The sequence below is a fragment of the Pseudomonas sp. G166 genome (genome assembly GCF_037027455.2).
Lineage (GTDB): Bacteria > Pseudomonadota > Gammaproteobacteria > Pseudomonadales > Pseudomonadaceae > Aquipseudomonas.
On record NZ_CP146985.1, the window covers coordinates 3,335,906 to 3,350,725 of the forward strand.

The 14,820-nt window shown below is 65.6% G+C and carries 2 protein-coding genes (1 of these 2 running past the window's edge); both read right to left on the reverse strand.

Annotated elements, in window-relative coordinates:
* On the reverse strand, window positions 1–5,177 hold the 5' end (the start) of the coding sequence (locus SGN16_RS14420) for a non-ribosomal peptide synthase/polyketide synthase (protein WP_335944804.1). Its footprint begins 12,625 nt before the window's first position; the window shows 5,177 of its 17,802 coding nt (coding positions 1–5,177); the start codon lies at window positions 5,175–5,177; its stop codon lies off the left edge, out of view.
* The gene (locus tag SGN16_RS14425; RefSeq protein WP_335944805.1) at window positions 5,174–14,782 is read right to left on the reverse strand and encodes an amino acid adenylation domain-containing protein; all 9,609 of its coding nucleotides are present in this window, start codon (window positions 14,780–14,782) and stop codon (window positions 5,174–5,176) included. Before SGN16_RS14425 ends, SGN16_RS14420 begins: the two co-directional genes overlap by 4 nt.
* Between the last annotated feature and the right edge of the window lie 38 nt (window positions 14,783–14,820).

A 14,820-nucleotide genomic window follows, 5' to 3' on the forward strand; every position in this document is an offset into this window, starting at 1 on the left:
AAGGCCAGGTGTCGGACCGTCGGGTCGAGCACGCTCGAGGGCGGTTCGTCGGTGAGCAACCAGGCACTGCCGCAATCGTGCAGCAAGGTACGTTGCCGCTCCAGCGGGGTGGCCGTATCGATGGGCACATAGGCTGCGCCGTTTTTCAGAATCGCCAGGATTGTCGCGACCAGACGCGGGCCGCGGTCCAGACGCAGGGCCACCCGATCACCCGGTCGCACGCCGTGTTCGGCCAGCCAGTTCGCCAGTTGTTCGGCGTAATGGTCGAGCTGACGATAGCTTAGCGAGTGGTCGCCATCCTGCACCGCCGTCGCCTCGGGGCGGCGCTGTACCTGGGCCTCGAATAACGTGTGCAGCGACTCGGCTGCCGGGTAATCGAGGGCGCTGGCATTGAAGGCATGCAGCACGTGTTCGCGCTCGGCTGCGCCGAGAATCGACAGCCCATCGAGGGGTTGCTGGTCATCGTCGACCATGGCCTGCAACGTGGCGCACAGGGCCTGCCAATGCCGCTGCACGGTGCTGGCCTCGAACAGCGCCGTGGCATAGGTCAACCGACCGCCAATCACGCCGTCGCGTTCGTGCAGGTTCAGGGTCAGGTCGAATTTGGCGCTGTCTTCGTCGGTGCTCAGCGGCGTCAATTCCAGGGCGCCCAGCGCCAGGCTCGGTTGCGGAGCGTTCTGCCAGGCGAACATGACCTGGAAGATCGGGCTGTGGGCCAGCGAACGGCTTGGATTCAAGGCCTCGACCAGATGCTCGAAGGCGACCTCCTGATGGGCCTGGGCGTCCAGCGCGGTGCGTCGCACCTGGGCGAGCAGTTGCGCTACCTGGCTGACCTCGCCGAGCCGTATACGCAGCGCTTGGGTGTTGACGAAAAAGCCGATCAGCGGCTCGACTTCGACACGGGTCCGGTTCGCCAGCACCGAGCCGATCACCAGGTCATTCTGCCCGGACAACCGCGCCAGCACGATCGACCAGGCGGCCAGGACGGTCATGAACAAGGTGCTGCCGTGCCGGTCGCTCAGCTGTTTGATGGACTGGACCAAACCTGCGTCGATGCTGACTTCCAGGCTGGCGCCGGTGAAATCCTGGCGCGCCGGACGTGGCCGGTCCAAGGTCAGGTTCAACAGTGGCGGGGCGTCTTCGAGCTGGGTGCGCCAGTAAGCCAGTTGTTCGGCGATTCGTTGCGCCTGGCGCGGTGAGCGTTGCCACAGGGCGTAGTCGGCGTAATGGATGGCCAGCGGCGGCAGCGGGTCGGCCTGGTCAAGGACAAAGGCCCGGTACAGTTCGGTCAGCTCGCGGGTGAGCACCCCCAGCGACCAGGCATCGCCGACGATGTGGTGCAAGGTGACCAGCAGGACGTGTTCCTGGTCGGCCAGGCGTAACAGGCGCGCGCGAATCAACGGGCCGCGCGCCAGGTCGAACGGCGCCTGCGCTTCGGCGGCGCAGCGGGCCTGGAATTTCGCCTGTGGCTGGCCGCGCAGGTCTTCGTTGGGCATGACGAAGGCCTGCGGTGGGTCGATGACCTGGACCGGCTCACCACCTTCGGAGACGAAACGGGTGCGCAAGGCTTCATGCCGCTCAACGATGCGCGACAGTGCCGCGCGCAATGCCGATTCGTGTAACGCTCCGCGCAAATGCAGACCACCGGCCATGTGGTAGGCCGCGCTGGCCTGGGCATCCAGGTGGGCGATAAACCACAAGCGCTGCTGGGCAAACGACAGCGGCAGCCGTGCGGGCCGCGCAACGGCCGGGATGGGCGCCGCACCGTATTGTCCGGACGCGGCCAAGGCTTCGATAGCCTGGGCCTGACGTTGCAGGGTTGGCTGGTCGAACACGCAGGCCAGCGGTAGCTCGATCCGCAATTGCTGACGCAGTTGGGAAATCAACTGCACTGCCAGCAGCGAATGGCCGCCAGATTGGAAAAAATGCTCGTCCCGACCGACCCGTGGCAACCCCAACAAACGGCTCCAAATGGCCGCCAACTGGATTTCCAACGGGCCTTGGGGCGGTTCGAAGTGCCCGGCCGCGCCATGCTCGGGCGCGGGCAGGGCGCTGCGATCGAGCTTGCCATTGGGCGTCAGCGGCAAGGCCGACAAGGCGACGTAAGCGCTGGGCTGCATGTACTCCGGCAGGCCAGCGGCCAGGACGTCGCGCAGTTGTACCGCGGACACCGACACGCCTGGCTGGGCCACCCAGTACGCCACCAGGCGTGGGTCCCCGGCCACATCTTCCCGAGCGATCACCACGGCGTGCTGCACGCCCGACACCCGGCCCAGGGCCGCTTCGATTTCCCCCAGCTCGATGCGATAGCCACGCACCTTGACCTGGAAGTCGTTGCGCCCCAGGTAGAGAAGCTGACCCTCGGCGGTCCAGCGGCCCAGGTCTCCGGTGCGGTACATCCTCGCGCCGGGCTGGGTAGCGAACGGGTCCTCCAGAAAACGCTCTGCGCTCAGTGCTGGCCGATTCAGGTAGCCACGGGCGACCCCGGCGCCGCCGATATACAGCTCCCCGACCACGCCCAGCGGTACCAACTGCCGATGGGCATCGAGGATGTACACGTGGGTGTTGTCCAGCGGCCGTCCGATACCGGGCACGAAACCCTGCTCGCGGCTCATCGACACCCAGGTCGAATACGTGGTGGTTTCCGAGGGACCGTAGAGGTTGCACAGGCGCTGCACCGCGCTGTGGGCGAACACTTGCTCGACCAGGCTTTTCTTGAGGGGCTCGCCAGCCAGGTTGACCACACGCGTCGAGGCCGGGATCGCCTGGGCACCGACCAGCGCGTCAAGCGCCGAGGGCACGCTGTTGATCAACGTCACCGGCACCGGGTAGTCGAGCAAGGCCAGGGCATTGCGAGCCACGTGCAAGGTCGCGCCAGCGGCCAGAGGGACGAAATACTCGAACACCGCCAGGTCGAAGTTGATCGAAGTGGCAAACAGGCTGTCCCGCAGGCTGACCGCGTCGAATGCGTGCAGCGCCCAGTTCAGCAAGTTGCAGGCGTTGCGGTGCTCGATCATCACGCCCTTGGGCGTGCCCGTGGACCCCGAGGTGTAGATCACGTAGGCCAGGTGCGCGCTGGTCAGGCCCAGGCTAGCTGGATCGGGGTTGTCGCTGGGGAGTTCGGCCAGGCTGGCCTGGGTATGGGGGTCGTCCAGGCACAGCAGCTCGCAACCGTTGGGCGCTGGAACGCTGGATTGCAGGGCGCGAAGCGTCAACAGCGCCCGCGGCGCGCTGTCTTCGAGCATGTGCAGCAAACGTTCCCGGGGATACGCCGGATCCAACGGCACATAGGCGGCGCCGGCCTTGAGAATCCCGAGCAAGGCGATCAGCAGGTGCGGGCCGCGTTCCAGACAGATCGCGACACGGCTGTCGGGCTCGACCCCGGCCTGCAATAGACGGTGCGCCAACCGGTTGGCCTGGGCATTGAGCTGCCCATAGGTCAGCGGACTCGAGCCATCGGCGGCCTCGAAACGTGCGGCGATGGCTTGTGGTTGCCGCTCGGCCTGTTGCTCCAGTGCCAGGTGCAGCAAGCCCGGGCCAGGAAGGGCGCGGGTGGTGGCGTTGAAGGTGCGTAACAGCCGTTCCTGTTGCGCACCAGGCAACACCGAAAGTTGGCACGCCAGGGTTTGTGGATGCCGTTCGAGGGCCTCCAGCAGGTTCTGCAGCGCTGTGTTCAGCCAGTCGAGCACCGGTTCGGCACCAACCTGGGCGTCGATTTGCAGGCTCAGCGAAAAACCTTCGCCCAGATCGTCCACCGACAAGTTGAATGGGTAGTTGGTGCGTTCCTCGCCCCCCAGTACGCGCATGCCGGCCAGCATTGGGGCGTGCTCGGTGGCAGCGCTGTGCCGGTAGTTGAGCAACGCCGAGAACAGCGGCGTGCCACTGGGCAAGGCACTGCAACGCTGGGCCAGGCCGAGGGGCGCGTGCTCGTGGGCAATCAACCGACTGAGCAGCGCGTGGGTGTCGCGCAGCGCCTGTTCCACCGGCACCGCCAGGCGCACCCGCAATGGCAGGGTATTGATGAACAGCCCCATGGCGGTCGCGGCTTCGCCGGCGCCGAGCAAACGACCGAACATCACCGTGCCGAACACCACGTCGTCGCGGCCGCTGGTCTTGCCCAGGACCAGGGCCCAGGCGAGGTGCAACAGACTGGCGCTACTGACGCCGAGGTTGCGTGCGAGCAGACGGATCCGGCGACTCAGATCGATCGCCAGCGGTGCCTCCAGGGTCTGGACCTGGCTGCCATCGCCGCGTACGTCGAGCAGCCCGCACGGTGCGGTGGGTTCATCGATATCGCCCAGCAGTTCGGTGAAGAACGCGGCATGTTGCGCTTCGCTCAGCCCCTGGCGAGCGCGCAGTACGAAATCGCGGAACGGCTGTGGTGGCTGCAGTTCGGCCAGCCGACCTTGCTGGATCGCCGCGACCTCCCGAACCAGCCGTTCCAGCGAGGTGTGGTCCATCACCGCGTGGTGATGCAACAGTTGCAACAGCCAGCGGCCGGCGCGTGGGTCCTCGGCGGCCACCGCGCGCATCAAGGGCGCCTGGCGCAGGTCCAGACGCTGCTGCCGTGGATCAGTGTGGGCGCGCAATGCAGCCTCGACATCGGCCTGGGCGGGGTTGATCAGCTCCAGCGTCAGCGGCGCCTGGCGCCAGACCACCTGCACCGGTTCATCGAGGCCCTCCCAGGCCAAGGCGGTGCGCAGGATGTCATGGCGGGCGATGGCTTGATTGAGCGCGTCCATGAAGCGCTGCAAACAGGGCTCGTCGTCGAAGGCCAGCAGCACGTTGAGCAGATAGGTGTCGCCGCGCTGTTGAAGCAGGTGATGAAACAGAATGCCCGCTTGCAAGGGCACCAGTGGGTAGATGTCCTGGATATTGGCGGCGCCGCCTGGTACGCCGGCGACGATGCTGGCGAGCTGGGCCTCGTCCAGCTGGCAGAGGTCGAACATCGCCGGGGTAATGTGCGTGGTTCCCTTGGGCAATCCGCTCTCGAGGGGCGGTAGTGCGACAGGTTGGCGCAAGGCTTCGATCAGTGCCGGTTTGTGGCTGCGCAGCAGCGCGATCAGTTCCTGGTCGGCCAGGACCTGGTCGTCGGCCACCACCGATAATTGATCGCCACGCAATGACAGGGTCACGCCACGTTGTTTGAGCAGAGCCAGCAGTTGATCCGCAGTCACAGGAGCATCTCCTTCAAAGGGGTAGTGGCCGCGGCCAGACCTGCCAGGGTCGGGGCGGTGAACAGTTGGCTGATATCCACCCGCAAGCGGTGTTGGCGCATGCGTTCGACCAGACTCATGGCGATCAACGAGTGACCGCCCAGGGCGAAGAAATTGTCGTGGCGACCGACCCGCTCGACATTCAGCAGCTCGCACCAGAGCGCCGCCAGGGTGATCTCCACCTCGCCTTGGGGGGCTTCATAGTGCGTTTGCACGTAGGCCTGGGCGTCAGGTTCAGGCAGGGCGTTGCGGTCGAGCTTGCCGTTGGCGGTCAGCGGCAGGCTGTCCAGGCGCACATACGCGCTAGGCAGCATGTAATCGGGCAAGCGTTCACCGAGGGTGGTGCGTGCCTGGCTTGGGGTTGGCAGGGCCGAGCCCTGAAGGTAGGCGACCAGGCGCGTCACGCCATGGCGGTCGGCGCGCCCTACCACCACGGCCTGGCGCACGCCGGGCAGCGCCAGTAGGTGGCTTTCGATTTCTCCCAGCTCGATGCGGTGCCCATGGATCTTCACTTGAAAGTCCGTGCGCCCCAAGTAGCTGAGGCTGCCGTCCAGCTCCCAGCGTCCGAGGTCGCCGGTGCGATAGAGCCGCGCGCCCGGCTGGCGGGTAAACGGGTCGACAATGAAGCGCTCGCGGGTCAGGTCCTCGCGTTGCCAGTAACCACGGGCCACGCCATAGCCACCAATATGAATTTCCCCTGCCACCCCCAACGGCGCGCGTCGGCCATGGCCATCGAGCACCTGCACCTGGGTATTGGGCAGCGGCTGGCCGAGGCTTGGCTGCGAATGGTGATCGAGCCAGGCGCTGGTGGTGTCGACCGTGCATTCGGTGGGGCCGTAGACGTTCAACACCCGTACCTCGTGCTCGCCGGCCAACTGCGTCCACAACTCGCTGGGCACTGCTTCGCCGCCGAGCAGGATGCGCCGCGGCAACGGTACGGCCGCTGCCAGCGTTTGTCGGTGCTTGAGCAAGGCCTGCATCTGGCTTGGAGTGCAATCGAATACAGTGACCTGCTGGGCGCTCAGGTAGCCGAGCAAGGCGCCGGCATCCAGACGCACACGTTTGGGGACCAGTACCAGGCAGTGGCCACTCAGCCATTGGCAGAGCTGCTGCACCGAGGCATCGAAGGCGACCGAGGCGTTGAGTGAGCAGCGCGTGCCGGGTGGCAGATCGTCCAGGCGTTGGCGCAACCCGGCCCAGAGGTTGAGCACCGAGCGGTGTTCGACCATGACGCCTTTGGGCTGTCCGGTGGAACCGGAGGTGTAGATCAGGTAGGCCAGGTCGCTGGGTTGCTGACCCAGCGCGGCGCCATCGGGGTTATCTGCGCAGGCCTGTTGCCAGGCCGCGAGCCCTTGCGATTGTGCATCGAGGCTGAGCAACGGTCCGCCGTCGAAAGACGGTAGCCGGTCGCGCAGGTGTTCCTGGGTAAGCAGGGCGGCCGGGGCGCTGTCGCTGAGCATGTAAGCCAGGCGTGTCACCGGGTAGTCCGGATCCAGCGGTACATAGGCGCAACCGGCTTTCCACACGGCCAGCAGGGCGATCGTCAGATGGGCCTCGCGTTCCAGGCAGACCGCGATGCGCTGGCCGCGCTGTATACCCATCGCGAGCAGATGATGGGCCAGGCGATTGGCCTGTTGGTTGAGCTGACGAAAGCTCAGGGCCTGGTGTTCGTCGATGACCGCCAGGGCGTCCGGGCTGCGCGCGGCCTGTTCGGCAAAGCGTTGTTGCAAGGTCGCGTCGGGGGCCTGCGCGGCGAGCGGTGGGTTGAGGCGGTCCAATTGCGCCTTTTCTTCGTCAGGCAGCACGCACAATTGCAGCACGGAGGTATCGCCGGCTTGCTCCAGCGCTTCCACCAACGCAACCAAGGCTTGTTGCATGAACCCGACGAGCCGGGCCGGGGCGTGTCCGGGGTGGGTCTGGGCGGTCAGTTGGAAACCTTCGCCCAGGTCGTCCACCGCCAGGTTGAACGGATAGTGGGTGCGCTCTTCGCTGTGCAACAAGCTCATTCCCGGCATGGCCTGGCGCAGGTTCGCCTGCTCGGCATGGCTGTAGCGGTAATTGAACAACGCGCTGAACAGCGCGGTGCCCGCCGGCATGGCGCTGCAACGCTGGGCCAAGGCCAGCGGGGTCTGCTCGTGGCTCAGCAAACCGTTCAACGCATGCTGCACCCGGGCCAGCACTACCTGCACACCGTCATCCAGGCGCACGCGCAACGGCAAGGTGTTGATGAACAGCCCCACGGTCCGGTCCGCGTGGGCTCCGGCCTGCAGGCGCCCGAACAGGACCGTGCCGAAGACCACGTCATCGCGCCCGCTGAGGTGACTCAAGACCAACGCCCAGGCCAAGTGACAGACACTGGCCGCGCTCACCCCGTGGGCGCTGGCCTGTTGGCGCAAGCGCCGCGCCAGTTCGATTGGCAGCGCTTGCCGGTGCTCCAGGGCCTGCCAGCGCGGATCGGTTTCCAGGTCGATGGCAAAGGGCAGGGTGGGTTCCTCCAGGTCGCCCAACTGTTCGCTGAAAAATGTCCGCGCAGCCGCCACGACGTGCGCCTGTCGCGCCTGGGCCACCAAGCCGCGGGTGCTGGTGGGTGGCGGCAAGTCCGCCTGGCGGGCGCCTTCGATCAAGGCGATCTCCTCGATCATCAGCTCCAGCGAAGTGTGATCCACCACTACGTGATGATGCAGCAGCAACAGCAACCAGCGCTCATGGACGGCATCGAACGCCACCCGCGCCTCGATCAGCGGTGCCTGGCACAAGTCGAGCCGGTAATGGCGGGGATCGGCGCTGGCCTGCAATTGCCCGGCGATGTCGTCACCGCTGAACAACAGACGACGAGGCACGAAGGCCACTTGGCGCAAGACCACTTGCAGGGGTTCGTCCAAGTCTTCCCAGAGCACCAGGGTACGCAAGGCGTCATGCCGGGCGATGACCTGCTCCAGTGCGGCGCAGAAGCCTTGCAGGTATGCCTCGTCGGTAAACGCCAACAGGCTGCGCAACACGTAGTGATCCCCGGCGCTTTGCGCGCGATGGTGATAGAGCATGCCTTCCTGCAAGGGGCCCAGCGGATAGATATCCTGGATGTTGGCGGCACCGCCGGGGACCCGGGCCGCGATCAGGTCGATCTGGGCCTGGGGCAACTTGACCAGGTCGAGCATCTGCGGGGTGATCCGTGAGCAAGGGGTAGGGATGCGCGTGACACTGGCTTCAGGCGCGGCGCCAGTGCCGAGTGTCTCCAGGCGCTGGGCCAGGGTGGCGAGGGTCGGACGTTCGAAAATGCTGCGGATGTCCAGGTCCCAGCCATTGCGCCGCAGTTGTTCGAGCAGCTGTACCGCTAACAGCGAGTGCCCGCCGAGGCTGAAGAAGTCATCCTCGCGACCGATGTCCGGTTCACCGAGTACCTGCGTCCAGATCGCTGCCAGGCGTCGTTCGGTGTCTCCGCGTGGCGCCTGTTTGGCGTGGCCAGCGGACGCTGCCGCAGGCGCTGGCAAAGCTTGGCGATCGAGTTTGCCGTTGGGCGTCAGGGGCAGGCTGGCCAGGACGATGCATGCGCTGGGCAGCATGTAGTCCGGCAAACGGCTTTCCAGATGAGCGCGGACTTCGGCCAGATCCGGGGCAGGGCTGGCGGGGTCATGGGGCACCAGGTAGGCGACCAGACGCGAGTCGCCGGAAGGGCCGGGTTGGGCCAATACCACCGCTTCGCGCAGGCCCGGCATGCCGAGCAATTGGGCTTCGATCTCACCCAGTTCGATGCGAAAGCCGCGTACCTTGACCTGGAAATCGTTACGCCCCAGGTATTCCAGGTGACCATCGGCACGCCAGCGCCCCAGATCACCCGTGCGGTACATGCGCGCATCGGGCGCGGTGACAAAAGGGTCGGGTAGAAACCGCTCGGCGCTCAGCTCCGGCCGGTTCAGGTAGCCGCGCGCCACGCCCGTGCCGCCTATGTAGATTTCCCCGGCCACCCCCAGCGGCACCGGCTGGCGATGCCGATCGAGCAGGTATACGCGGGTGTTGTCCAGCGGTCGGCCGATGCCGGCTACGTAGCCTTCTTCGCGACGCATCGACAGCCAGGTCGAGTAGGTGGTGGTTTCCGTCGGTCCGTAGAGGTTGCAAACCCGACGCGTGGCGCTCTGGGCGAACAACTGTTCCACCAGGCGCGCCTTGAGTGGTTCGCCGGCCAGGTTGACGACTCGGGTCGCGTCGGGAATGGCGCCGATCCTGAGCAGTTCCTCGACCGCCGACGGTACGCTGTTGATCAGCGACACGGCGCTGGGCTGCGAAACCAGGGCCAGGGCATTGTCGACCAGTTGCAGGGCCGCGCCGGCGGCCAGGGGGACAAAGCATTCGAACACCGCCAGGTCGAAATTGATCGAGGTAGCGAACAGGCTGCGTTGCAGTTCATCCGCCTCGAAGCTGCGCAGGGCCCAGTGCAGCAGGTTGCAGGCGTTTCGGTGTTCGATCATCACGCCCTTGGGCAGTCCGGTCGAGCCGGATGTGTAGATCACATAGGCCAGGTGCGCCGCGTGCAGGCCGTTGACGTCGGGATTTTCCATGGGCAAGGCGGACAACTGCGCTTGCAACGCCGGGTCGTCCAGCTCCCAGCGCTCGGTCGTCGGCGTGGTCGGTAGCCGACCTCGAAGTGACTGGCTGCTCAGGACCAGGCGCGGCGCGCTGTCTTCGAGCATGTGCAGCAGGCGTGCCGGCGGGTAAGTAGGGTCCAGGGGCACGTAGGCGCCGCCGGCCTTCAAGATGGCCAGCAAGGCGACCAGCAGGTGCGGGCCGCGCTCCAGACAGATCGCCACCCGATCATCGGGGCGCAGTCCGGAGGCCAGCAATGCATGGGCCAGTTGGTTGGCCTGGCGGTTGAGCTGGCCATAGGTGAGCGTCGTGGTACCGGCGGTTGCGGTTGCAACATACGCGGCCACGGCGTTGGGGCACAACGCGGCCTGCTGTTCGAAAGGTTGTTGCAGCAGGGTGTCGCGTGGGTGCGGCTGATGGGTCGCGTTGAACCCTTCCAGCACCTGTTCGCGTTGCCTCGCGGGCAAGCTGTCGAGTGTGCAGGCAAGGGTCATCGGCGCCGTTTCCAAGGTCTGCGCAACCACCGACAGGGCTTGGACCATATGCGCCAGGACCGCTTCGGCGCAGACCGAACGCTGGATTTGCGCGGTCAGGGCAAACCCATCGCCCAAGTCATCGACAGACAGGCAGAACGGGTAGTTGCTGCGTTCCTCGCTGCCCAGCACCTGGATGCCCGGCAGGTCGAACTCCGGGCGTGCCGAGTGCTGGGCCTGGCTGTGGCGAAAGTTCAGCAGGGCCGTGAACAGCGGCGCCTGGGCTGGCAAGGCGCTGCAACGTTGTGCCAGGGCCAGGGGCGCGTGTTCATGGGCGAGCAATTCGATCAGCCGCGTATGGATCTGACGCAACGCAGTGTGCAGCGGCGTGTCGAGGTCGATGCGCAGTGGCAGGGTGTTGATGAACATGCCCAGGGCCCGGTCGACCTGCTGGCCCCCGGTGAACCGCCCGAACAGCACCGTGCCAAAGACTACGTCGTCGCGGCCACTGGTCTTGCCGACCAGCATCGCCCAGGCCAGGTGGAACAGGCTGGCGACGCCCACCCCTTGGGTCTTGGCCAGGCGCCGCAAGCGCAGGGACAAGGCCGGTTCGAGCTGGCACTGCGCCTCGCAATTGTCACGGCCCGTGCCTTGGATATCGTGCAGACCATAGGGCAGGGTCGGTTCGTCAACGTCGCCAAGCAGTCGCTGGAAATATGCCTCGGCACTCGCTTGACGCCGAGGCTCGCGGGCCTGGGCCACGAACGGGCGGAATGGAACGCTAGGCGGCAGCCGATGATCGGGATCGAGCATCAAGGCGCGGACTTCGGCAAACAGCAGGCCCAGGGTGGCATGGTCGATGGCCAGGTGGTGGTGGACCAATTGCAACTGCCACTGTTGCCGGGGTGCGTCGAAGCGGGTGAACGCCTGCGCCAACGGCGCGCGACGAATGTCCAGCGCCCGCTCGGCAAAGGTTTCCCCATCGGCGAGGTGGACCACGGGCAGACGGGCAGTGCGCCAGACCACTTGCACCGGCTCGTCCAGGCCCTCCCAGAGCACCGCGCTGCGCAGGATGTCATGGCGGGCAATCACTTGGTCGAACGCTGCGATGAACCCTTGCAGGCGCTCGCGGCTGTCGAAGGCGAGGGTGGCTCGCAGCAGGTAGGCATCGTCCGTGGGCTGCAGCAAGTGTTGGAACAGCAGGCCTTCCTGCAACGGCGCCAGGGGATAGATGTCCTGCACGTTGGCGATGCCGCCGTCGACGCTGGCGACGATGCGATCGATCTGCGCTTGGGGCAGGTTCACCAGCGGCACATTTTCTGGAGTGATGCGGACACAGTGCGGCGGGATGGACGCTGTTACCGGTTCGCCGGCCTCGACTGGCTCGCCAGGATGTTCCAGCGCCAGGGCCAGGTTGAGCAAGTTGCTGGCGTTGAACAACGTCCCGGCATCCAGGCTCCAGCCTTGTACGCGTAATTGTTCGACCAGTTGCACCGCCATCAACGAGTGCCCACCGAGGGCAAAGAAGTTGTCCTGGCGCCCCACGCGCGGCACGCCAAGGACCTGGGCCCAAAGTTCGGCCAGGCGGGTTTCCACTGGCCCTTGCGGCGCCTCGTAGCGTTGCTGGGCGAAATGATTTTCGTCGGGGGCGGGCAGGGCACGACGGTCCAGCTTGCCGTTGGCGGTCAGGGCAAAACTGTCCACCTGGACGAAGGCCGCGGGCAGCATGTAGTCCGGCAGCACGGCGGCCAGGCGCGTGCGCAACTCGCTCGGTTCCTGGGCTGTGGTGGCGGTGAAATAAGCCAGCAAACGCTGCTGGGCATCGGCCAGGACCACGGCTTCGCTCACCTCGGGTAGGGCCTTGAGCTGCGCTTCGATCTCACCCAGTTCAATGCGAAAGCCACGGATCTTGACCTGGAAGTCGTTACGTCCCAGGAACATCAGCACACCGTCGGCGCGCCAGCGAGCCAAGTCGCCGGTGCGATACAGGCGCGAGCCCGGCTGGAACGGGTTGGGTACGAAGCGTTGTTCGCTCAGTTGCGGCTGGTTCAAGTAACCCAGGGCCAATCCGTCGCCGCCGATGTACAGCTCGCCAGCGACGCCAATGGGCAGCGGACGGCGCTGTTCGTCGAGCACGTAGACCTGGGTGTTGCCGATGGGTTTGCCGATAGGGATATCACCGCTTAGGGCGTCTTCGAGGGTGATGCGGTGGGTGGTGGCGAAGGTGGTGCTTTCGGTCGGCCCGTAGCCGTTGAGCAGGTGTTGGGGCGGCGAATGGCGCAGCACCTGGGCAATGCGCCGAGGGTCGAGCACATCGCCGCCGACCATCAGGTAGCGCAGGCTGCGAAAGGCCGGGGCCAAGGGTTCGGCGAGCTGATGAAAGAGTCCGGCGGTGAGCCACAGCACGCTGACTTCATGGTGCAGCAGGTGTTCATTGAAACGCGCAGCGTCGAGCAAGGTGTCGCGCGGGCAGACCACCAGGCAGCCGCCGTTGAGCAATGCGCCCCAGATTTCCAGGGTGCTGGCATCGAATGCCGGGTTAGCGGCCAGGGCAATCCGGTCTTGAGCGTTGAACTCGGCGAAACCGTTGTTGCGCACCAGTCGGGTAACCGCACGGTGGGGTACTTGCACGCCCTTGGGCGCGCCAGTGGAGCCGGAGGTGTACATGACGTAGGCGACGTCGCCTGCGCTATTCGTCAGTAGACGACTTGGGCCAGCGGTCGAATCTTCGTTCAAGGCCTCGACATCGATGACCTGGACGCCATCCTTCGGCGCTGGGCTGTCACCTGCGCTGAGCAGCCAAGCCGTGCCGCAATCCATCAACACTCGGGCTTGATGGGCGGCCGGGGCGTCTCGATCGATGGGCACATAGGCCGCACCGCGTTTCAAGATCGCCAGGATCGACACGATCAGCGACGCGCCCCGAGCCATGCACACCGCGACCTTGCTGCCGGTTTCGACGCCACTTGTCGCCAGGTGGCGAGCCAACCGTTCGGCGCGCTGATCGAGCTGGCGATAGCTCAGCGAGTGGTCGCCATCCAACACCGCCGTCGCCTCGGGTCGACGCTGTACCTGCGCCTCGAACAACACATGCAGTGGCTCATCGGCGGGGTAGTCACGGGCGGTCGCGTTGAATTTTTCAATGACCTGATGCCGTTCGGCGTCATCGAGCAACGGCCAATCGGCCAGTGCCCGGGTGGGGTCGGCGAGCACCTGCTCGGTCAAGTGTTCGAGCCGCCGCAGGTGCGCGGCGATCTGCTCGGCGTCGAACAGCCGCGGGTCGTAGTTGAACTCCAGGAGCGGTTCGGTTTGGGCCTCGTAGTCCCGCAGGTAGATGGCCAGCGGATAACGCTCGTAGCCGCTGTGCCAGGTGCGCAGCGAGCAACGCGCCGCCCCCAGGTTGACGTCGCCGGGGTACTGTTCGACCGACAGCATCAGTTCAAACAGGTGGCCGGGATGGCCGGCCCGCGCGCGTAGTTCGCGATGCAAGGCTTGCAATGGATAGCGTTGGTGCCGATAGCTGCGCAGGGTCTGGCCGGCGACCTGTTGCACGGTCTGGATAAAGTTGGCTAGAGGATCGACCGCGACCGCCAATGGCAACACCGAAGAAAACATGCCCACGGTACGTTTTTGCAAGGCATTGGCGCGGTTATGCACCGGCAGACCGATGACCAGGCTCTCCCGTTGATCGGTCATCCGGCTGAAGTAAGCGGCCAGTAAGGCGCTCAGACAATGGCTCAGCGTAGCGCCCTGAGCTTTTGCCAACTGGCTCAGAGCATCCAGGCGCCGTGCCCCCAGTGACCAGTTCGCCTGGGCGCTGACAACATGAGCGGTTGCATTGGGCTGTGGCTGGTGCTGTACGCTCGGCGACCGGGCGGCCTGGAACAACGGTTCCGGCAGCGCCGCGAACTGCTCCAGCCAGTATTCACGGGCCTTGTCGTAGCGCGACGAGCGCAGGTAATCCTGGTCCCTGGCCGCAAAGGTTCGGTAGCCTTCGGCCAGTTCGGGGTCCAGCACCGGCTGTTCACCACGCAGCAACTGATTGTAGGCCGCACTAACGGCCTGGCCGACCAGGCCCACCGACGTGCCATCACAGATCAGGTGGTGATACCGGCTGTTCCACAGGGCCTCGGTGTCGGACAACTGGAACCATTCCATGCCCCACAACGGTTGCTCATAAAGTGCGAACGGCGTGCGATTCAGTCGCGTGATAGTGGCCAGGGCCTTGGCGCGTGCCTCGGGCTCGCCGCGCCAGTCATGGTAGGCGAAAGGCGCCTCCAGGTCGGTGGCTACCCGCTGCTGCGCGTGCCCGTCGCTTTCGCTGAAGATCAGCCGCAACGCATCGTGTTGAGCGATTACCACCCGCACCGCAGCGGCAAATACCGTAAGGTCCACCGCACCGTGGATCTGCACCGTGACGCCGATGTTGTAGGAGGGAATATCGGGCGATAACAACTGGTCGAGCCAGACGGATTGCTGCGTGGAGCTTAACGAAAAGCATCGCGGTTCGATCATGACACGTCCATGTAATGTGAGGGCTGGTGCAAGCTGGT

Coding starts and splice junctions, on each gene's coding strand:
- SGN16_RS14425 (WP_335944805.1), bottom strand. CDS start 14,782: ATGATCGAACCGCGATGCTTTTCGTTAAGCTCCACGCAGCAATCCGTC.